The sequence below is a fragment of the Streptomyces sp. NBC_00859 genome (assembly GCF_045161865.1).
Lineage (GTDB): Bacteria > Actinomycetota > Actinomycetes > Streptomycetales > Streptomycetaceae > Streptomyces.
In genome coordinates, this window is record NZ_CP108826.1 from 3910199 (window position 1) to 3930951 (window position 20753).

The 20753-nt window shown below is 71.7% G+C and carries 16 protein-coding genes; 8 read left to right on the top strand and 8 right to left on the bottom strand.

What is annotated here, in order from left to right; genetic code table 11:
* Positions 1-93 precede the first annotated feature (93 nt).
* Both OG584_RS16735 and OG584_RS16740 read left to right on the top strand, forming a co-directional pair.
* A complete protein-coding gene (locus OG584_RS16735; RefSeq protein WP_405778708.1) occupies positions 94-510 on the top strand; it encodes a pyridoxamine 5'-phosphate oxidase family protein in 417 nt (138 codons plus the stop codon).
* 25 nt (positions 511-535) lie between these two features.
* Entirely contained in the window at positions 536-1540 is a 1005-nt protein-coding gene (locus OG584_RS16740; protein WP_405778710.1) for a phosphotransferase, read from the top strand.
* 68 nt (positions 1541-1608) lie between these two features.
* On the opposite strand, the gene OG584_RS16745 is transcribed toward OG584_RS16740, so the two are convergent.
* Positions 1609-3285 carry a protein kinase domain-containing protein gene (locus tag OG584_RS16745; protein WP_405778712.1) on the bottom strand — a complete coding sequence of 559 codons (1677 nt, stop codon included), beginning with the start codon at positions 3283-3285 and terminating at the stop codon, positions 1609-1611.
* 471 nt (positions 3286-3756) lie between these two features.
* Here OG584_RS16745 and OG584_RS16750 point away from each other — a divergent pair, with 471 nt between their 5' ends.
* From OG584_RS16750 to OG584_RS16775, 6 genes are all read left to right on the top strand, one after another.
* Positions 3757-5403, top strand: a complete 1647-nt coding sequence (locus OG584_RS16750) for a protein kinase domain-containing protein (protein ID WP_405778714.1) — start codon at positions 3757-3759, stop codon at positions 5401-5403.
* A 322-nt stretch (positions 5404-5725) separates the two neighbouring features.
* Positions 5726-6586 carry a hypothetical protein gene (locus OG584_RS16755; protein ID WP_405778716.1) on the top strand — a complete coding sequence of 287 codons (861 nt, stop codon included), beginning with the start codon at positions 5726-5728 and terminating at the stop codon, positions 6584-6586.
* 72 nt (positions 6587-6658) lie between these two features.
* Entirely contained in the window at positions 6659-7273 is a 615-nt protein-coding gene (locus OG584_RS16760; RefSeq protein ID WP_405778718.1) for a PadR family transcriptional regulator, read from the top strand.
* A 294-nt stretch (positions 7274-7567) separates the two neighbouring features.
* A complete protein-coding gene (locus OG584_RS16765) occupies positions 7568-8308 on the top strand; it encodes an ABC transporter ATP-binding protein (RefSeq protein ID WP_405778720.1) in 741 nt (246 codons plus the stop codon).
* Positions 8305-11166: an FtsX-like permease family protein gene (locus OG584_RS16770; protein WP_405778722.1), complete on the top strand. Its 2862-nt coding sequence runs from the start codon at positions 8305-8307 to the stop codon at positions 11164-11166. The genes OG584_RS16765 and OG584_RS16770 overlap by 4 nt, the downstream gene beginning before the upstream one ends.
* A 76-nt stretch (positions 11167-11242) precedes the next feature.
* Positions 11243-11806, top strand: a complete 564-nt coding sequence (locus OG584_RS16775; protein WP_405778724.1) for a bacterial proteasome activator family protein — start codon at positions 11243-11245, stop codon at positions 11804-11806.
* A 291-nt stretch (positions 11807-12097) separates the two neighbouring features.
* Here the strand turns inward: OG584_RS16775 and OG584_RS16780 are convergent, their stop codons facing one another.
* The 7 genes from OG584_RS16780 to pdhA form a co-directional block, all read right to left on the bottom strand.
* Positions 12098-13075 (bottom strand): NAD(P)H-quinone oxidoreductase, encoded by a 978-nt coding sequence (locus tag OG584_RS16780; protein WP_405778726.1) that lies wholly within the window; start codon positions 13073-13075, stop codon positions 12098-12100.
* 10 nt (positions 13076-13085) lie between these two features.
* Positions 13086-14165: a potassium channel family protein gene (locus OG584_RS16785; RefSeq protein WP_405778728.1), complete on the bottom strand. Its 1080-nt coding sequence runs from the start codon at positions 14163-14165 to the stop codon at positions 13086-13088.
* Positions 14162-15448 carry a molybdopterin molybdotransferase MoeA gene (locus tag OG584_RS16790; RefSeq protein ID WP_405778730.1) on the bottom strand — a complete coding sequence of 429 codons (1287 nt, stop codon included), beginning with the start codon at positions 15446-15448 and terminating at the stop codon, positions 14162-14164. The genes OG584_RS16785 and OG584_RS16790 overlap by 4 nt, the downstream gene beginning before the upstream one ends.
* Positions 15445-16305: a DUF6457 domain-containing protein gene (locus tag OG584_RS16795; RefSeq protein ID WP_405778732.1), complete on the bottom strand. Its 861-nt coding sequence runs from the start codon at positions 16303-16305 to the stop codon at positions 15445-15447. Before OG584_RS16795 ends, OG584_RS16790 begins: the two co-directional genes overlap by 4 nt.
* Before the next feature lie 765 nt (positions 16306-17070).
* A complete protein-coding gene (locus OG584_RS16800; RefSeq protein WP_405778734.1) occupies positions 17071-18552 on the bottom strand; it encodes a dihydrolipoamide acetyltransferase family protein in 1482 nt (493 codons plus the stop codon).
* Positions 18552-19556 carry an alpha-ketoacid dehydrogenase subunit beta gene (locus tag OG584_RS16805; RefSeq protein ID WP_405778736.1) on the bottom strand — a complete coding sequence of 335 codons (1005 nt, stop codon included), beginning with the start codon at positions 19554-19556 and terminating at the stop codon, positions 18552-18554. The genes OG584_RS16800 and OG584_RS16805 overlap by 1 nt, the downstream gene beginning before the upstream one ends.
* Positions 19553-20671, bottom strand: coding sequence for a pyruvate dehydrogenase (acetyl-transferring) E1 component subunit alpha (gene pdhA / locus OG584_RS16810; protein ID WP_405778738.1), 1119 nt, complete (start codon positions 20669-20671; stop codon positions 19553-19555). The genes OG584_RS16805 and pdhA overlap by 4 nt, the downstream gene beginning before the upstream one ends.
* Positions 20672-20753: the final 82 nt, after the last annotated feature.

Sequence of the window (20753 nt, forward strand, 5' to 3'; positions counted from 1 at the left end):
GTGGGTTGTTCGGACTTATTCGGGACCTACGTCCTCCATCCTGAGGCAGCAGTCCCCTTACCGGCGCCGCCGCAGGGGCGGACAGTGGAACCCATGCCCATCGAGGAACAGCGCGCCATCGCCCTGCTCAGCCGAGTGTCGTACGGCCGAGTCGCGGCCAGCATGCGCGCGCTCCCCTTCCTGGCCATCGCCCGGCACATCGTCTCGGACGGCTCCGTCATCCTGCGGATGCACGCGGGCCACGGGCACCACGAGGCCTGCGCGGGCAGCGTCGTCGCCTACGCGGCCGACAATCTGTCCTCCGGGGACGCGCACCTCTGGTCGGTCCAGTTCACCGGCACCGCCGAGCCGGCCGTCCCCGCCCCCGAAGAGGTCGCACGCTTCGGGACGGCCCCCGCCGAGGTGAACGGGGAACCGTACGAGGCGGTCTATCTGCGCATCAGGCCCCAGTTCGCCACGCTGGACCGGATGGAGTACACCGCTCAGGAAACAGCCGCCGCCGCACTGTGATGCCGGTCGGTCTAACATCTGGCGAGTGCCGCGCTCATATGCAACACCGCCTGTCGGGGAGCTGCTGCGCCGCTACCGCTCGGCCGGTGACGCGCTCTCCTGCGAGCCCGTCGCCCAGGGGCTGCTCAACCGCGGTTACCGGCTCTCCACCACACACGGCGACTACTTCCTCAAGCACCACCTGGACGGCGATCCCGACGCGATCAGCCACCAGCACCGCGCCACCCAGCGCCTCCAGGCGCTCGGGGTGCCCGTCGCGCCGCCGCTGGCCGACACGGACGGCGACACCGTCACGGTCATCGGCGGGCGCTGCTACGCCCTGCACCCCTGGATCAACGGACGGCACCGGGACGGCGCCCAGCTCAGCACGGCGGGATCGCGCAGGCTCGGCGCACTGCTCGGGCTGGTCCACACGGGTCTGGAACGGGTGATGGAGACCGAGCACGCACCGCCCGAGCACGAGAGCGCCGACCCCGCCGACACCTTCGCGGTCATCGACGCACTGCTCGGCCGGCTGGCCGCCAGGCACGCCGGCCGTGACACCTTCGACGAGCTCGCCGAGCACCGGCTGCGCGAGCGCCGCCGCCTGCTGGCACGCCACGCGCACCGCCGGCCGCCGCCGGGCGCGGCGGGCGGCTGGGTGCACGGCGACTTCCATCCGCTGAACCTGCTCTACCGGGGCGCCGAACCGGCCGCGATCATCGACTGGGACCGGCTCGGCGTGAAGCCGCGCGCCGAGGAGGCGGTCAGGGCTGCGGTGATCTTCTTCGTACAGCCCACGGGGGAACTGGAGCTGGCGAAGGTACGGGCGTACGCGCGGGCGTACCGGCAGGCCGCTTCGGCGGGCCCCGCGGAACTGGCGGCCGCCGTCCACCGGGTGTGGTGGGAGCGGCTCAACGACTTCTGGACGCTGCGCTGGCGCTACGAGCTGCACGACCGCAGGGCCGACGCGCTGTTTCCGGCGGCGTCGGCCCTGGTGGTGTGGTGGACCCGCGAGTACGAGGCGGTCTGCGAGGCCTTCTCGGGGTGAAGCTCGGGGCCCGGTGGGCCCGGTGGGCCCGGTGGGGCTCGCGGCGAGGAGCCGCGGGCCCGCCGGGGTCAGGTCCCGGTGGCGCCCGCCGCCGCGTCACCCGCGGTGGTCCCGGCGGCGTTGCCGGCCGTGGTCGAACCGTCCGTGGTGGTACCGCCGGTCTGGTTCCCGCCGTTCGTCGTCGAACCGTCCGTCGTCCCGCCGTCGTCCTGGTTCCCGCCGTTCGTCTTGCCGCCCGTCGACGAAGTCCCGCCGTCCGACGACGTACCGCCGCTCTGGCTCCCGCCGCCGTTCGTCTTGCCGCCCGTCGACGAGGACCCGCCGTCCGACGACGTACCGCCGGAGGTGGAGGGCGAGGACGGGGTCATCGACGGCGAATTCCTGCTCGGGGTGCCCGACGGGGTGTACGAAGGCCGCTCGGTGTACTCGCCGCCACTGGATGTACCGGGGTCGGAGCTGGTGTCCGGCGACGAATCGTCCGTCGGGGGGTCGCTCGGCTTGTCGCTCCTGGAGTGGCTGGTCGACGGCGACTTGTCGGTGGTCGTACCACCGGAGCCCTTGCCGCCACCCAGACCGCCCTGCGCGAAGACGATGCCCGCGCCGATGGCGACCACCGCGAGCACGGCGACCACCCAGATCCAGCCGCGGCCGCCCCGGCGCCTGCCCTCGGCGTCGTACGAACCGTCGTCCGGGTTCATCGGCGGGAGGATCGGGGCCTGCGAGGTGTCTCCGTGCTGAGGGTAGCCGATGACCGAGGTGGCCGCTGTGCCCATCGCCGGGGTGGAACCGCCCTCGTGCATCACGACGGGGCCGGTGTTCCACGTACCCGTGTGGCCGCCCTGCTGCTGCAGCATCTGGAGCGAGTACGCGACCAGCGCCCGCATCTCCTCGGCGCTCTGGAACCGGTCGTCCGGGTCCTTCGCGAGGGAGCGCATCACGAGTCCGTCGAGCTCCGGCGGCACCGCTTCCGACACCTGTGACGGCGGGACCGGCGCGTCCTGGACGTGCTGGTAGACCACCGCGAGCGGGCTCTCCCCGGTGAACGGGGGCCGCATCGCGAGCAGTTCGTACAGCAGGCAGCCGGTCGCGTACAGGTCGGAGCGGTGGTCGACGGCCTTGCCGAGTGCCTGCTCGGGGGAGAGGTACTGGGGCGTCCCCATGACCATGCCGGTCTGGGTCATCGTCGACTGCGCACCGTGCAGGGCGCGGGCGATGCCGAAGTCCATCACCTTGACCGCGCCGCCGTCCGTGATGATCACGTTGGCGGGCTTGATGTCCCGGTGCACAATGCCGTGCTGGTGCGAGTAGGCGAGCGCCTCCAGCACACCGGAGACGATGATCAGGGCCTGCTCGGGCGGCGGGGCCTCGGCGTTGATGAGCAGATCGCGGATGGTGCGGCCCTCGACCAGCTCCATCACGATGTACGGGACGGTGTTGCCGCCCCAGTAGTCCTCACCGGAGTCGTAAACGGCGACCACGGCATGGTGGTTGAGGCCCGCGACCGACTGCGCCTCGCGGGTGAACCGGGCCTTGGAGACCGGGTCCTCGGCAAGGTCGGATCTGAGCAGCTTCACGGCGACGGTACGGCCCAGCCGTACGTCCTCGGCCGCGAACACCTCGGCCATGCCACCACGGCCGAGACGGTGGGTCAGCCGGTAACGGCCGTCGCCGACGAGTCCGCCGACGCCCCACGACTCCGGCACGTCCGACACCCCGCCGCCGCCTGCCTCGGATTCGGGTGCCATCAGTCCTCGCCGTCGTGTCGGTCCGCGTCAGCGGTGGTACGCGGGTGGTGCTCGGTGGTCCTCGCGGCCCAGTGCCACGTCACGCTACAGGCTCCTGGAGAGGGCCCGGTCCGGCAATGACCGGCTATCAAACCCGGAATCGCGTCACCCATGCAAATTCTGCGTGCTTCCTGTAACGCTTGCGAGACGCTTGATACGCGTACGGTCACGGAACGGGCACCCGGCTTGACGTGTCCGTGGCCTCGGGCAGACTTTCCCCCGTAGGTCGGGACCAGTGGGCCAGGATCCGCAGGTATGGGTCATGGAGCACATCGGTCCACTCGGGTCCAGACGTAACAGGCTTTGTAGACACAACCGATGGACCGGATGTACCGGACAGGCTCGGCAAATCAACCAACCTGCCCGGATTGCCCGGATTCAGACGCAGTACGCAAGAGCGCCACATCAGTGCGCCATAGGGGGAGCCACGCCATGAGCCAGGACGGCGCGCAGGGCCGCTACGCGGGAGATTCGGTCGCCGGAGGGCGCTACCAGCTCCGTGACCTGCTCGGCGAGGGCGGTATGGCGTCGGTGTACCTGGCGTACGACCAGGCGCTGGACCGGCAGGTCGCCATCAAGACGCTCCATACCGAACTGGGCCGCGAGCAGTCGTTCCGCGAGCGGTTCCGGCGTGAGGCGCAGGCGGTCGCCAAGCTGTCGCACACCAACATCGTCTCGGTCTTCGACACCGGCGAGGACACGCTCGGCGACGCGTTGATGCCGTACATCGTCATGGAGTACGTGGAGGGCCGGCCGCTCGGCTCCGTGCTCCAGGCGGACATCGACCAGTACGGCGCGATGCCGGCCGACAAGGCGCTGAAGATCACCGCCGATGTGCTGGCCGCCCTGGACACCAGCCACGAGATGGGCCTGGTCCACCGCGACATCAAGCCCGGCAACGTGATGATGACCAAGCGCAACGTCGTGAAGGTCATGGACTTCGGCATCGCCCGCGCCATGCAGTCGGGCGTCACGTCGATGACCCAGACCGGCATGGTCGTGGGCACCCCGCAGTACCTTTCGCCGGAGCAGGCGCTCGGCCGCGGGGTCGACGCGCGCTCCGACCTGTACTCGGTCGGCATCATGCTGTTCCAGCTGCTGACGGGCCGGCTGCCGTTCGACGCGGACTCGCCGCTGGCGATCGCCTACGCGCACGTACAGGAAGAGCCGGTCGCCCCTTCCTCGATCAACCGCTCCATCACACCGGCCGTCGACGCGCTGGTCGCACGGGCGCTGAAGAAGAACCCGAACGAGCGGTTCCCGTCCGCCGAGGCCATGCGCGACGAGTGCGTACGGGTCCTGACGTCGGCTCAGACCGGCGCCGCCCCGGCGGTCGTCGGTGGCGCGGCGCCGAACAGCGGCGCGGGCGTCGGCTCGGCGGTCTTCCCGCCGGTGGACTCCTCACTGCCGCAGAGCGGCCAGGTCCAGACGCCGTACCAGCCGGGCCCGTACGGCACACCGGCCCCGGCGCCGTCGTACGGCTACCCGCAGCAGAGCGGCTACCAGACCCCGCCGCCGCAGAACGGCTACCAGTCACCCGCCGCCCAGCCGTACGCCTCACAGCAGTACGGGGTGCAGACTCCGCCGCCGTACAACATCTCGCCCGCCGCATCGTCGTCGCTGTCCCAGCAGGGCGGTTCCGGCGGCAAGCGGAACACTCCGATGATCGTGGGCGCTGTCGTGGTGGTGCTGCTGGCGATCGGCGGGGTGCTGGCGGCACTCCACTTCAGTGGCAGTGACGACACGAAGGCCGACAGCCCGACGAAGTCCAGCGGACCGGCGAAGGCGGGGCACAAGGGGCCCGAGCGGAACCGGACGATGGAGACGACGGAGTGCTCCTCCCCGGAAACGGGCGTTTCGGACCCGGACAAGATCGTGGTGCCGGACTTCACCTACAAGGACATCCTGTCGGCGAAGGCGTGCGCCAGGGCGGCCGGATGGCACGTCACGACGAAGGAAGAACCGAGCGACCAGTGGGGCCAGGACGTCGTGATGGACCAGTACCCCTTGTCCGGAACGAACGTCAACCCCAAGGACCTCACCATCACGCTCGGCATCTCGACGGGCGACGCGAGCTGATTTCCGGCCGCTGGTGGCCTGCTGATGGTGGCCTGCCGATGGCACCGACGGCGGGGTGCCGGTGACCTGCCACTGACGGCGGGGTGCTGACGGCGGGGTGCTGACGGCGGGCTGCTGAGCGTCCGCGCGTCTCGTACGAGTCCGCGGCGCCCTCGGGGAGGTCGGCGGGCCCGCAGGTCCACAGGCCCAGTACACGTACGCCGTGTGCTGGGCCTTTTGCCGTGTCCGAGATGCCGGAAATGTGATGAGATGTGAGTCTTGAGCAGTCGTTCTTTTGCTTTCTGCTGCCGGGTGGGTCCGGCAGGAATGAGGGGGGCACCCAGTGATCGGTCTGGTGGCGCTAGCGGTGATGCTGTCCCCGGTGTCGGTGGACGCGGAGGCATCGCCACCGGCGGCCGGCATCTCCGTCGGGCGGAGCGTGTCGCCGAACGGAGGAGCGGACTCGGCCAGGCCCGACCCCCCGGGCAGCGCGGCGGGGGCAGCCGCGGGCACTCCGCAAGCGGTAGCGGGGGCAGGCCCGGTGGACGCGGGAGCCGACGGCGTACCCACGGCCGGGGACACGGACACCACGTCGGACGCGGGCACGGCACCGGGCGGAATCGACGGCGGCCCGGACACCGCCACGGACGCGAGCCCGGACACGAGCCCCGCCGCGGGCCAGGACGCCGGAGCCGACGGCGGGGAGAGCGGCACATCGGGGGCGTTCGCCGGTGCGGGCGGCACGAAGCCCTCCGGCGCCGCGGGCCCCACACCGACCGCCTCACTGGCGGGCGGCCGCGCGGGGGAGGGCCGCCCGCGGCCGGGCAGGTCGTCGGACGCGTCCCTCTCCCCCTCCGGCATCCCGAGCCCCACCGCGCACCCGAGCGCTTCCGCGCGAGTGGTCCACCCCTCCGCACCGGCGCACCGCCCACCGCCCGCCCGGCACCAGCAGCCGAGTGGGCAGAGCGACCCCAACACCGGCACCAGTACCGACGACGACGCCACGGACGCCGGGCGGACGCCGGAGCCCCCGGCGAGCCGGCCCGCCCCCGACGCGCAGGACATGGAGGCAGCCGGGCGCGCCAGGCAGCAGGCCGTCTCCCGCAGTTCCGCGCTGGCCCTGCACGTGGGGGCGCTGGGTGCAGGGATGGCCCTGATGGGACTCGGCCTGGGTTTCCTGGGGCTGCGCCTGCGCCGGTCGTAAGGACCCGAGGGCTTGAGGGCTTGAGGGCTTGAGGGCTTGCACCGGGGGGCATACTCGGTATACATACTCAGTATGTCGATTCGCCACGGGCTGCTGGCCCTCCTGGAGCACGGTCCCCGCTACGGCTCTCAGCTCCGCACCGAGTTCGAGTCCCGCACCGGCTCCACCTGGCCGCTCAACGTCGGGCAGGTCTACACGACCCTCGGCCGCCTGGAGCGCGACGACATGGTGGTACAGGACTCCGAGGACGACGCGGGCCATGCGCTGTACGCCATCACCGACGAGGGACGCGAGGAGTTGCGCAGCTGGTACGAGGCTCCGGTCGACCGCACCAGCCCGGCCCGTGACGAGCTGGCGATCAAGCTGGCGATGGCCGTCGGGGCCCCCGGAGTCGACATCCGCGCGGTGATCCAGGCGCAGCGCCACCACACGGTGAAGGCGATGCAGGACTACACGAGGCTCAAGGCGCAGGCCCTGGAGGCCGCCCCGGCCAACCGAGACGAGGTGGCCTGGCTGCTCGTACTGGAACAGCTGATCTTCCAGGCGGAGGCGGAGGCCCGCTGGCTCGACCACTGCGAGTCCCGGCTGGTCCGCCTCGCGGCAGCCGCACAGACGGACCCGCTCCCGGCCGCGCCCGGAAAACCCCGCACGAAGACCGGCAAGCCCCGCACGAACACCCGCCGCTGACGCCCGCCCCGCACCCGCCCGCCGGCGCTTGAGGTCCGGGAACCGGGGCCGCCCCGGCCGCACAGGCGCCGCCCTGCGGCCCACCGGCGGCGCAGGGCCCGCCCGGTCCACGCCCGCCCACGCGGCACCTGGCGTCCAGATCCTGGCGTCCGGCGTCCAGCACCGGCGTCCAGCACCCGGCGTCCGGCGTCCGGCGTCAGAGATCCCGGGCGTCCGTCCCGGCCGCCGTCACCGTCACACCGCCCGCCGCCACATACCCAGCCGACCGACCACCCGTCGCACTCAGGGGGACCCATGCCCGCACCGGCCGCCGCACCACCCGTACTGGAACTCCGGAACCTCAGCCGTAACCACGGCACCGGCATAGCCGAGGTGCACGCCCTGCGCGGCGTGGACCTCACCGTACGGGCGGGTGAACTCGTCGCCGTCATGGGCCCGTCGGGCTCCGGCAAGTCCACCCTCCTCACACTGGCCGGCGGCCTGGACACCGCGACCACGGGACAGGTGATCATCGAAGGCCAGGACATCGGCGCCCTCTCCCGCAAACAGCTCGCCGCGCTGCGTCGCCGCAGCGTCGGCTACGTCTTCCAGGACTACAACCTCATCCCCGCGCTCACCGCCGCGGAGAACATCGCACTGCCCCGCGAGCTGGACGGCGTATCCGTACGCAAGGCCCGCAAGGAGGCGGGGGAGGTGCTCGCCGGGATGAAGCTGGCCGATGTCGCCGACCGTTTCCCGGACGAGATGTCGGGCGGCCAGCAGCAGCGGGTGGCCATCGCCCGCGCCCTGGTCGGCGACCGGCGTCTGGTCCTCGCCGACGAACCGACCGGCGCCCTGGACTCCGAGACCGGCGAGACGGTCCTGGCTCTGCTGCGCAGCCGGTGCGACGCGGGCGCGGCAGGCGTCATGGTCACCCACGAGCCCCGGTATGCCGCCTGGGCGGACCGGGTGGTGTTCCTGCGGGACGGCTCGGTCGTCGACCAGACACTCAGCTCGGACGCCGATTCCCTGCTGGCCGCCGAGGACGCCAAGTGAGGGCGTTCGCGGGATGGCGCGCCGCCCTCCGCATCGCCCGCCGGGACGCCCTGCGCGCCAGGGGCCGCAGCGCCCTGGTCGTCGCCATGATCGCGCTGCCGGTGCTGGGGGTGACGGCGGCGGACGTCACGTACCGCAGCTCGGTCTCGACTCGGCCGGAGAAGCTGACCGCCTCGATGGGCAGCGCCGACGCGCTGTTCAGCGATCCGGACATCGGTGGCGGTCCGATCGAACAGATGCCGGGGGCCGATGAGTTCGGGAAGTGGGACGGCGGTGCTTCCGGCGGGAAGGCCGGATCGCACCCCGGCCCGCCGGACCTGACAGCCGCGCTCCCCGCCGGCGCACGGGCCATCACGCAGCGGGAGGTGATGTCCACCCTCACCACCAGGTACGGCATCACGACCACCGACGTCACCGAGCTGGACACCGCTGACCCCATGGTTCGCGGAATGGTCGAGCTGGTGCGCGGCTCGTACCCGACGTCGGACAGCGGCATCGTCGCCAACGACGCCTTCCTGAAGTCGGCCGGGCTGCACGTCGGTTCGCGCACCACGGTCCGCGGCGTGGACAAGACCTTCACGATCACCGGTGCCGTCGAGGTGCCCGCCGACCTGAAGAGCAACTTCCTGTACGTCAGGCCGGGCGCCCTCATCGGGCCCTGGCAGCGGGCGGCAGCAGCCGACCACACCGTCGCGCCGCCCAGCCCCGGCCACGTGTCCCTGCTCGTCAAGGCCGCCGGAACATCGGGCGAGACCTGGCGGAACGTTCTCGCGGCGAACAAGCGCGGTGTGCTGGTCGAGTCCCGCAGCGTCGTTCTCAACCCGCCGCCGGACTCGGAAGTCCCGATGGCGTCCAAGTTGAGCGGGGACGGTTCCGCGAACGGCCTCGTGCTGACCGCGGCGCTGACGACGGTCGTCGCCATGGCGATGCTGGAGATCGTGCTGCTCGCGGGCCCGGCCTTCGCCGTCGGTGCGCGCCGCTCGCGCCGCCAGCTCGGCCTGGTCGCCACCTGCGGCGGCGACCGGCGGCACATCCGCGCCGTGGTGCTCGCAGGGGGAGTGGTCCTGGGCGGTGCGGGCGCGGTGGCGGGCACCGCCGCAGGTCTCGCCCTGACGGCCGTGCTGCGCCCTCTGATCGAAGGCTGGTCGGGCAAACGCTTCGGCCACATCGCCATCCACCCCTGGGAGCTGCTGGGGATCGCGGCGATCGGCCTGGCCACCGGCGTACTGGCTGCCCTGGCACCGGCCGTCGTCGCGAGCAGGCAGTCGGTGCTCGAGTCGCTGACCGGCAGGCGCGGGGTGCGCCGCTCCTCACGGCTGATGCCGGTGCTCGGGATCGTCGCCATGGTGCTCGGGGGCGCCCTGGCAGTCATGGGCGGGCTCATGGGGCGTGCGGTGGCCACGGCGGCCGGCTCGGTGATCGCCGAGCTGGGCGTACTCGCCTGCATCCCGGTGATCGTTGGATCGCTCGGAAGGCTCGGCCGCTTCCTCCCGCTCACCCCGCGGCTCGCCCTGCGCGACGCGGCCCGCAACCGGGGCCGCACGGCACCTGCTGTCGCCGCGGTGATGGCGGCCGTCGCGGGCACCGTGGCCGTCGCGACGTACACCGTGAGCTCCGAGGCGGAAGGGAACTACAACCTTCATCTGTCGCTGCCCAAGGGAGTCATCGCGATCGGCGCCGACACCTATGGCGAGCACGCGGACCCGGCCGGGACGCTGACCCTGGCACGCGGCATCGCCCGCCGTGATCTGCCGGTGCAGGGCGCGCCCGCCACCGTCAGCCGAGTGTGGGCCGGCAGTGACTGCGACAAGTTCAGCGACTCGGACGCCTGCGGCTCGCTCACCATGGAGAAGCCCAGGGCGAACATCTGCCCCCTGCAGGCAGCGGGTGGCAGAGAACTCGCGGAGAGGCTGTCCGCGGGCGAACACAAGAAGCTGGTGCACTCACCGAAATGCGAGGGCGCGGAGTACGCCGACACCAGCTTCGGCAACGACTCGGAGATCGTCGTCGGCGACAGCGCGCTGCTGCGCGTCTACGCCGGGCTGAAGGACCCGGCCGCCGCCGAAGCACTGGCCGCCGGCACCCCCGTACTCCTCAACAACGCGTACGCCGGGCCGGACGGCAAGGTCACGCTGAAGGCCATCCACCGCTACATCGCCGAGGACAGGGCGAACCGCAGGCTGCACCCCGGAAAGGCCAGGACGACCGTCAGCCACCTCCGGGTCTACCGGGCGGCCGACCGGTACGCGGCGACTCCCGGCATCCGCATGATCATTCCGCAGGCCACCGCCGACCGCATCGGGCTGCACACCGGCCCCGTGACCACTGTCTACCGGGCCACGCGCCGACCGACCGAGGAACAGAAGCAGCGTTTCGACGACGGGATTTCGCAGGCCGGCGGCGGCGCCTACCTCTGGCAGAGCGAGACACCGGCCGACAGCGACACCACCATGCTGATCCTCGCGCTGTTCTCGGGCGTGGTGACTCTGGGCGCGGCCGCCATCGCCACAGGCCTGGCGAAGGCCGACGCGGAGGCCGACCTGACGACCCTGGGCGCTGTCGGCGCCCCGCCGGGCGTGCGGCGCAGCCTCAGCGGCTTCCAGTGCGCCGTGGTCGCGGGGACCGGCGTGCTGCTCGGTACGGCGGCGGGTGCGCTGCCCGCCGTGGCGGTACGGCTCACGGATCTCAAGAGGGCGCTGGACCAGATGCGGGCGCAGCCGATGGACTCCGCGTACACACCGATCGTGCTGCCGTGGGAGACCATCGGCATCCTCGCCGTTGCCGTACCGGTCCTGGCCGGTCTGCTCGCGGCCTGCTTCACCCGCTCCCGCCTGGTCCTGGCCCGGCGGGCCGGCTGAGGCGGCGCGCGGGGTGGATCAGCCTGGGCCGGGGGCACCAACCCCTCATGAAGTGTGTGTGCGAGACAATGGCGGCATGGAGATGCCGAGGAGTGAACGGTCGGAACAGCCGGAGGAGCACCCCAAGGTCCTCATCGTGGGACAGGACGGGATGGCACTCGGCGGCGGGGCCGGCGGTGACGACGAGTCGCGTGAGGTCCCAGTGACAGAAATGGTGGAACAGCCCGCGAAGGTCATGCGCATCGGCAGCATGATCAAACAGCTTCTGGAGGAGGTCCGTGCAGCCCCTCTCGACGAGGCGAGCCGGGTCCGTCTGAAGGACATCCACGCGTCGTCCGTGAAGGAGCTGGAGGATGGGCTGGCGCCCGAGCTGGTGGAGGAGCTGGAGCGTCTCTCGCTCCCCTTCACCAATGAGGCCATCCCGTCGGAGGCGGAACTGCGCATCGCGCAGGCGCAGTTGGTGGGCTGGCTGGAGGGCCTGTTCCACGGCATCCAGACGGCTCTGTTCGCCCAGCAGATGGCGGCGCGGGCCCAGCTGGAACAGATGCGCCGGGCCCTGCCTCCAGGCGCGGGCGGCCCGGAGGACGAGGACGAGGGCGGCGGCCACGGAGGGGCGATCCGCTCGGGGCCTTATCTCTGACCCTGGCTCTGTCGCTCTGCCCCGGTCCTCGCCGCTTCCACCGCACCCTGGTCCGGGGCGGGGTCCGGGGCGGAGGGCCGAGGCCCGCCCCCGCCGGTTGCGGGAACCCGAGGCCCGGCTTCCCGCGATGAGCGGGGGGCCGGGCCTCGGGTATGCGCGGGGCCGCGCCTCGGGTGTGCGCGGGGCCGCGCCGCCGGGGGCCGGATCCTGCCGGGGCTTCCACCGGGCGAGGGCTTCCACCGGGTGAGGGGCTTCCGCCGGGGATACGGAGGGGTAAGGCCCGCAGAGGGGTCAGGCCCGCAGCAGAACCTTCCCCACATGCGCCCCGGCGTCCAGCACCCGGTGCCCCTCCGAGGCGAGGGCCATCGGCAGCTCCTGGTCCACCACGGGCCGCACGCGCCCACCGGACACCAGCGGCCAGACGTGCTCGCGCACCGCGGCGACGATCGCCGCCTTCTCCCCCAGCGGGCGCGCCCGCAAAGACGTGGCAGTGATGGCACCGCGCTTCCCGAGCAGGGTCGAGAGATTCAGCTCGCCCTTCACGCCGCCCTGCATACCGATCACTGCCAGCCGCCCGCTGGTCGCCAGCGCCTGCACGTTCCGGTCCAGGTACTTCGCGCCGACGACGTCGAGGATGACGTCCGCGCCGGACCCGTCGGTGGCTTTCCGGATCTCCTCGACGAAGTCCTGCTCGCGGTAGTTGATCAGTACGTCGGCGCCCAACTCCGCACAACGCTCCAGCTTCTCGCGGCTGCCGGCGGTCACGGCGACACGCGCCCCGACCGCCTTGCCCAGCTGGATCGCCATCGTGCCGATCCCACTCGACCCGCCATGCACCAGAAGCATCTCGCTGGGCCGCAGATGGGCGACCATGAAGACGTTGGACCAAACGGTGCAGATGACTTCCGGCAGCCCCGCGGCGGTGACGAGATCGACCCCGTCCGGCACCGGCAGCAGCTGCCCCGCCGGTACGGCGACCTTCTCCGCGTACCCGCCGCCACTCAGCAGCGCACACACTTCATCGCCGACAGCCCACCCGGACACCCCTGGTCCGATCTCCGCGATCCGCCCGGAGCATTCCAGGCCGGGATACGGTGACGACCCGGGAGGCGGCTCGTAGAAGCCCTGTCGTTGCAGCACATCGGCGCGGTTTACGGCGGACGCCACCACCTCGACGAGGACTTCGCCCTCGCCGGGGACGGGGTCGGGCACTTCGGCCCAGACAAGCGCCTCGGGACCGCCGGGTTCGGGGATCGTGATCGCATGCATGATCGCGAGGCTACTCCGCGCCGGCTCCCGCCGCCTTGGCGGAAACCCGGACAATCGCGATCACTCGGTCGGTGAGCTGCAGAGGACTGGCATCAGGGTCGTCGTAGCCGATCAGCCGGTGCCCTCGCTTGACGGTGACGACCAGATCGTTCGCGTCCCGGACACTCCGCCCCACCTCCGCCTTTATGACCGGCCGCTCGACCAGATCGAGCCCGCTGCCCTGCTGGATCAGATCCTCCATCACGGTGCCCGCGCTCGGGCTGAGCACGGAGAGCCCGAGCAGCCGTCCCGCCGCACTGGCACTCGTGATCACCGCGTCCGCGCCGGACTGTCGCAGCAGCTGGGCGTTCTCCTCCTCGCGCACGGCGGCGACGATCTTCGCCCCTCGGTTGAGCTGCCGCGCGGTCAGCGTGACCAGTACCGCGGTGTCGTCGCGCTGGGTGGCAATGACGATCTGCCGGGCCCGCTGCAACTCGGCGCGGAGCAGCACATCGCTGCGGGTCGCATCCCCGACGACACCCGCGAAACCCTCCGCATTGGCCGCCTCGATGACTTTGCTGTTGGGATCGACGACGACGATCTGCTCCCGTTTCAGACCGGTCGCGCACAGTGTCTGCATCGCGGAGCGGCCCTTCGTACCGAAGCCGATGACGACGGTGTGGTCTCGCAAGCGGAGCCTCCAGCGGTTCAGCCGCCACTCCTCCCGGGTGCGCTCGGTGAGCACTTCGAGAGTGGTGCCGACCAGGATGATCAGGAACAGCACGCGCAGCGGCGTGACAACAAGGATGTTGGTGAGCCGCGCGCCGTCGCTGTACGGGACGATGTCGCCGTAACCCGTGGTGGAGAGGGTGACAGTCGCGTAGTAGAAGGAGTCGAGCAGATCGACCTTGCTGTCGGCGTTGTCGTGATAGCCGCCGCGGTCGAACCACACGATGAAGGCCGTCAGCGCCAGCACCAGCAGCGCGATCAGGACCCGCCTGCCGACCTGCCGGAGCGGGCGCTCGACCACCCGGTGAGGCAGCTTCACACGGCGTGTCACCAGCTGCTCCCCCACCTGCCTGTCCAGCGCGTCATGGCCGGGAAGTTTCACGTGAAACACTCCTCCGCCCACGGCAGATCGATGATCTCCAGCAGCTGCCCGGCCTGCGCACCGCCGGACGGTACGACTGCGAGCCCGTCCGCGGCAGCGATACCGCGAAGCATCGCCGGCCCATGGAAATGCAGCGGAACCACCTCATCTGTCCTGTGGACTACTGGCACGAGTCGGACGTCGTACGGGTGGCCGTGCACCGCTTCACACACGGGCATGGCGTAAGGCTCCGCCACCGCGCGGCCGGATAGCCCACGCACCAGGGGCTCAGCAAGCGTGAGCAGCCCCGACACGGCCGCCAGCGGGTTGCCGGGAAGCCCGACGAGATGGCGGCCGTCAGCCAGCCTGGCGAGCAGCATCGGATGGCCGGGGCGCACGGCCACGCTGTCGACCAGCAGCTCGGCACCGAGCTTGCCGAGGATCGGATGGACATGGTCGACGGGCCCGGCAGCTGTTCCCCCGGTAGTGATGACCAAATCGGCCGCGGAGCCCGCGATGGCTTTCCGCAGCACATCGGCGTCGTCACCGAGCCACCGTGTTACCAGGACCTCGGCGCCGAACGACCCCAGCCAGGGTCCGATCATCGGCCCCAGCGCGTCCCGGATCAGCCCACTGTGCGGAAGCCCGGCAGGCAGCAACTCATCTCCCAGGACCAGGACTTCCACCCGGGGCCGGGGAATGACCGGCAGTTCGTCGTAACCAGCCGCTGCTGCCAGACCGAGCACAGCGGGGGTCACCAGGCCCCCGGTCGGCAGGAGCTGATCGCCCGTGCGGCACTCCTGTCCCCGGGGCCTGATGTCCTGCCCGGTGACGACGTCGCGCTGTGCGTAGAGCTGCTGCGCGCGCTCATCGGTCCGGGCATGTTCGGTGCGAACGACAGCGGTCGCGTCCGGCGGGATCCGGGCGCCGGTGGCGATCCGTACCGCGTCACCGTCGTCCAGCCGGTCGGGTGCGGCGTGGCCGGCGAGGATGCCGCCCGCGTCAATGATGCGCCAGGGCCCCGGCCCGGCGACCGCCCAGCCGTCCATGGCCGAGGTATCGAAGGACGGCAGGTCGGTGAGCGCCGTCAGCGGCGCGACGAGGATCAGGCCGAGCGCCTGGTCCAGCGGCACCCGCCGAGCGGGAGCGGGCACCGCCCGCCCGGCTTTCGCCGCACGGGCGCGGGCCTCGGCCCAAGGAGCGGCCCGGTGCTTCTCCGGTGAAGCGGGCTGCGGCACGGCCGGCGCCACCCTGCCGACGAGTGCGAGCGCTTCGTCCAGGTCGCGGTCCTGCTGCCCGGTCATCCGGCGTCGGTCCCTTTGGCCTCTCCGGCCTCGTCCGCCCACCGGTTGGCGAGCGCGGCCGCCTTGCGCGCCGCGTCGGCGACAGCCACGGGTCCGTCCTGTTCGGCCTTCGCCGCGGCATAGCCGACCAGAAATGTCGTAAGCGGCGCGGCCGGCCTGGCCACGCCGTGTGCGGCATCTCGGGCGAGATCGAGGAGGACGCCGGTGTCGACATCGAGCTCGATGTCGAGTTCGGCCTTGACTGCGGTAATCCATTCATCAAGCACGTTCCCATGCTCCCTGATGCGGGCCCGCGCCGATGCAACGTCCTGCCAGGTGTCGCAGTCGAACGAGGCAAGGGGATCGGCCGCGATCCGTACGAGGTCGAGCTCAGCGGTGAGCAGCCGCAGCGGGAGCCCGCCGACTGAGCCGTGCTCGGTGGCGAGCAGTGCGAGTTCACGGCGCAGCGCCTCGGTGCGGTAGGCGGCGACAAGCGGCTGGTCCCGGCCGCCCGGATCGGTCAGCAACGCCCCTTCGTGCGAACCCGTCTTGAGGGCGCCGAGCAGCGCCTGCACGGTCGCCTCCCCCAGAAAGGGCAGATCGGCGGAGAGTACGAGCACGGTTCCGGCCGACACGCCGCGTACCCCGGCACCGAGGGCTGCCAACGGCCCGCCGCCGGGCGGCTCTTCGAGGGCCCAGACCACAGGCCGGACAGTCGAGCGCCGGCCCCCGACCACAACGGTGGTCCGGGCCTCACGGCAGGCCCCGAGCACCCGGTCGAGCAGCGTCAGACCCCCCACGGTGACACCGGGTTTATCGGCACCACCGAGTCGCTTGGCGGCCCCTCCGGCGAGCACGACGGCGTCATACAAGGTCATCCCGCGAGTATGGGCCGCGGCAGGGCTCTGCGGAATGGCCGGGCGCCATCTGCCCGTCGATTGTCCGGGCGCTTCCCTCCTGTGCCTCGACAGCGCCCCCGGCCGCCGTCAGTCGAAGCCCACACTGCCGACCGGCCCCGGCCACCACCGCACACAGTCGGCCCACGCCCGCCTGACCCAACGGGCCCGAGCCCCGCAGCGCTACACCGAGCCGGCCACCGCACCCGCCATACCAACCCGTTCAACCCGCCACCACACTCGGACGCCCCCCTACCGACCGGCCCAGGCCGCCACCACCCGGCCGACCCCACCTACCGACCGGCGCACGCCGCCACCGCACCCGGCCGACCCCACCTACCGGCTCCCGGCGCCATACCAGGCGATACACGCCCGCCCTCCCCAACGGGCCCAACTGGCCTAACGGGCCCGCCCCCCGCAGAGCTACACCCAGGCGATCGACACCCGCCATACCGACCGGCCCAGGCCACCACCCGGCCGACCCCGCCTACCGACCGGCCCAGGCCGCCCCACCCGGCCGGTGCACACCCGCCTTGCCGACCGGCCCAGGCCACCACCGCACACCCGGCCCACGCCCGCCCGACCCAACGGGCCCGACCCCCGCAGCGCTACACCCGCGCGATCGACACCCGCCATACCGACCAGCCCAGGCCGCCACCACCCGGCCGACCCCGCCTACCGACCAGCCCAGGCCGCCCCACCCGGCCGGTACACCCCTGCCCTGCCGACCGTCCCGGGCCCGTCGCGCTACACCCCCCGCAACAGCACCGCCGGCTGCTCCACACAGTCCGCCACATACCTCAGGAAGCCACCGGCCGTGCCGCCGTCGCACACCCTGTGGTCGAACGTGAGCGACAGCTGCACCACCTGCCGGACAGCGAGTGCCCCCTCGTACACCCAGGGCTTGGGCACGATCCTGCCGGCACCCAGCATCGCGGCCTCGGGGTGGTTGATGATCGGCGTGGAGCCGTCGACCCCGAACACCCCGTAGTTGTTCAGCGTGAACGTGCCACCCGTCAGCTCTGCCGGACTCAATGCCCCGCTCCTGGCCGCCTCCGTCAGCCGTATGAACTCCTCGTTGAGTGACTCCGTTGTCCGCCCGCCGGCTTCGCGGACGACCGGTACCACCAGACCGCGCTCCGTCTGAGCGGCGAAACCCAGATGCACGGACGGCAGGCGCACGACCTCCCGCGCCTCCACGTCCACCGTCGAGTTCAGCTCGGGGAAGCGAGCCAGGGCCGCTGTGCAGACCCGGGCCAGCAACGCCAGTACCGAGATCTTCGGAACCTCCGGGCCGGCCGACGCGTTCATGGCGGCCCGCGCGGCCATCAGCTCGGTGGCGTCCGCGTCGACCCAGCATGTCGCATCCGGTATCTCCCGGCGGCTGCGCGACAGCTTGTCCGCGACGGCGCCGCGCATCCCCCGCAGCGGAACGCGGCTCCCCGCAGCCGCCGGAGCCCGGCCCGCCTGCTCCGGACCGTTCTCCGCCGGCGTGTTCTCGTCGGCCGCGATCGCCCGCAGTACCTGCTCCACGTCGGACCGCAGGATCAGTCCGTCCGGCCCGCTGCCCGCCAGCGCTCTCAGATCCACACCGTGCTCGCGCGCCAGCCGCCGCACCAGCGGCGAGATCACCGGAACAGGACCCGTCCGAGCGGCGGGAGACGGGGCTGGGGCCCCGGCGGGAGCCGGAGCTGGGGCCAGAGCCGGCCCCGTGGCACCGGCGACCCGCACACGCCGCCGCCGCGCGGCCACCGCACCGCCAGTGCCGTACCCCACGAGCACGTTGCCCGACGAGTCGTCATCAGCTCTCTTCGGACCCGTATCCACCGCCCCCGCACCGCCGACATGGCCCGAGCCCGCACCACGGGCACCGGCAGAGTCCGCGCCGCGGGTGCCGCCGGAACCCGCACCACGGGTGCCGCCAGGTCCAGCGACACCACGACCGGGACCGGCTCCCGCGCCCACCGAAGGCCCCACCGTCACCGTCAGCAGCGGTGATCCGACCGGCAGTTCGGCGCCCTCTTCACCGAACCGGGCCGTCACCATGCCGGCGTAAGGACAGGGCACCTCGACCAGTGCCTTGGCCGTCTCGACCTCCACGACCGGCTGGTCGACGGCGACGACGTCGCCGACCTCCACCAGCCACCGCACGATCTCAGCCTCGGTCAGCCCTTCCCCCAGGTCAGGCAGCTTGAATTCCAGGCAGTTGACATCAGAAGTGGTGGACATCAGCTCTGCGCCTCCCACTGCAGCCGCGCGACGGCGTCCAGCACCCGGTCCACACCCGGCAGATGGTGCCGTTCCAGCATGGGCGGCGGATACGGGATGTCGAACCCGGCGACCCGCAGCACCGGGGCCTCCAGGTGGTGGAAGCAGCGCTCCGTCACACGGGCGGCAATCTCCCCGCCGGGTCCGCCGAACCCGGCCGACTCATGGACGACGACCGCCCGGCCGGTGCGCCGCACGGACGCACACACCGTCTCGTCGTCGAACGGCACCAGCGAGCGCAGATCCACGACCTCAAGGTCCCAGCCCTCGTCACGGGCGGCCTCCGCCGCCTCCAGACACACCGGCACTGACGGCCCGTACGTCAGGAGGGTGGCGCTGCTGCCCGCGCGCCGGACCACAGCCCTGCCTATCGGCTCCACGGCGGCAGGTGCGTCAGGTGACCACTCGGCCTTCGACCAGTAGAGCCGCTTCGGCTCCAGGAAGATGACCGGGTCGTCGGAGGCAATGGCGGCCCGCAGCAGCCCGTACGCGTCGGGAACCGTGGACGGCGTCACGACATGCAGCCCCGGAGTCGCCATGTAGTACGCCTCCGACGAGTCGCTGTGGTGCTCGACCCCACCGATGCCGCCCCCGTACGGCACACGCACCACGATCGGCATCGGAAGCGCTCCCCGCGAACGGTTGCGCATCCGCGACACATGGCTGACGAGCTGCTCGAACGCCGGGTAGGCGAACGCGTCGAACTGCATCTCCACGACCGGTCGCAGCCCGTACATCGCCATGCCGACTGCCGCCCCGAGAATGCCGGCCTCCGCGAGCGGCGTGTCCGTACAGCGGTCCTCGCCGAACTCCTTCGCGAGACCGTCGGTCACCCGGAACACCCCGCCGAGTGTCCCGACGTCCTCCCCCATGACATGCACGGTGGGGTCATCGGCCATCGCGTCCCGCATCGCCCTCTGCAGCGCCTGGGCCATGGTGGCCGGCTTCACCGCGACTGTGGTCACCGCCCGGCCTCCGCTTCCAGCTCGGCGCGCAGCTGCTCCGCCTGTTCGCGCAGCTGCGGGGTCGGCGAGGAGTAGACCTGTGCGAAGAGGTCCATGGGGTCGAGCAGCGGATCGGCGTTCATCCGTCCGCGGAGGTCCGTGGCCATCGTCTCGGCGGCCTCCCGGGCAGCCCCCATGCGTTCCTCGCCGAGCAGTCCGCGGCCGGTCAGCTCGCGCTCCATGAGCCGGACCGGGTCGTGCGCACGCCACGCCTCCACCTCGTCGTCCGCGCGGTAGCGGGTGGCGTCATCGGCGTTCGTGTGTGCGTCCATCCGGTACGTCACCGCTTCTATCAGCGTCGGCCCGCCACCGGCCCGCGCCCGTTGGACCGCTTCGGAGAGCACCTGGTGCATCGCGGCCGCGTCGTTCCCGTCGACGAGCCGGCCGGGCATCCCGTATCCGACGGCCTTGTGCGCCAGGGAGGGTGCCGCGGTCTGCTTGGCAAGGGGCACGGAGATCGCGAAGCCGTTGTTCTGGACGAGGAAGACGACTGGCGCACGCCACACAGCCGCGAAGTTCAGCGCCTCGTGGAAGTCGCCCTCGCTGGTCCCGCCGTCCCCGACCATTGCCAGCGCAACCACATCGTCCCCGGTCAGCCGGGCGGCATGCGCCAGCCCGACCGCGTGCGGGAGCTGGGTTGCGAGCGGTGTGGACAGCGGCGCGATCCGGTGCTCACGCGGGTCGTATCCGGTGTGCCAGTCGCCGCGCAGCAGCGTCAGGGCCTCGACCGGGTCCAGACCGCGTGCCACGGCCGCGAGGGTGTCGCGGTAGCTGGGAAAGAGCCAGTCCCGCTCCTCCAGGACCAGAGCGGCGGCCACCTCGGACGCCTCCTGCCCGGTGGACGACGGGTAGACGGCGAGCCTGCCCTGTTTGGTCAGCGCTGTCGCCTGCGCGTTGAACCTGCGGCCGTGCACCAGGGCGTCGTACAGCCGCAGCAGCAGCTCCCTGTCGAGCCCGGCAGCGGCGTCCGTACCGAGCACGCGGTACGGCTCCGGGTCCGGGAGCAGCGGCGCGGGGTCGGTACGAAGCTTCCATGCCGGGTAGGCAGTAGCACCGGGCAGCTCTTGGACCGTCATGCCAGACACCTCCTCGTGGGAGCGGGAGGGCGCAGCGTCGTGTGATGCGCCTCACCTACCGATTGTTCGGTCGAAAGCGCAT

Excerpts from the sequence above, each read along its gene's own strand:
- OG584_RS16745 (WP_405778712.1), bottom strand. The coding sequence starts at position 3,285 with ATGGCACCCGAATCCGAGGCAGGCGGCGGCGGGGTGTCGGACGTGCCG.
- OG584_RS16765 (WP_405778720.1), top strand. The coding sequence starts at position 7,568 with ATGCCCGCACCGGCCGCCGCACCACCCGTACTGGAACTCCGGAACCTC.
- pdhA (WP_405778738.1), bottom strand. The coding sequence starts at position 20,671 with ATGACGGTCCAAGAGCTGCCCGGTGCTACTGCCTACCCGGCATGGAAG.
- OG584_RS16790 (WP_405778730.1), bottom strand. The coding sequence starts at position 15,448 with ATGACCGGGCAGCAGGACCGCGACCTGGACGAAGCGCTCGCACTCGTC.
- OG584_RS16760 (WP_405778718.1), top strand. The coding sequence starts at position 6,659 with ATGTCGATTCGCCACGGGCTGCTGGCCCTCCTGGAGCACGGTCCCCGC.
- OG584_RS16750 (WP_405778714.1), top strand. The coding sequence starts at position 3,757 with ATGAGCCAGGACGGCGCGCAGGGCCGCTACGCGGGAGATTCGGTCGCC.
- OG584_RS16775 (WP_405778724.1), top strand. The coding sequence starts at position 11,243 with ATGGAGATGCCGAGGAGTGAACGGTCGGAACAGCCGGAGGAGCACCCC.
- OG584_RS16735 (WP_405778708.1), top strand. The coding sequence starts at position 94 with ATGCCCATCGAGGAACAGCGCGCCATCGCCCTGCTCAGCCGAGTGTCG.
- OG584_RS16780 (WP_405778726.1), bottom strand. The coding sequence starts at position 13,075 with ATGCATGCGATCACGATCCCCGAACCCGGCGGTCCCGAGGCGCTTGTC.
- OG584_RS16800 (WP_405778734.1), bottom strand. The coding sequence starts at position 18,552 with ATGTCCACCACTTCTGATGTCAACTGCCTGGAATTCAAGCTGCCTGAC.
- OG584_RS16795 (WP_405778732.1), bottom strand. The coding sequence starts at position 16,305 with ATGACCTTGTATGACGCCGTCGTGCTCGCCGGAGGGGCCGCCAAGCGA.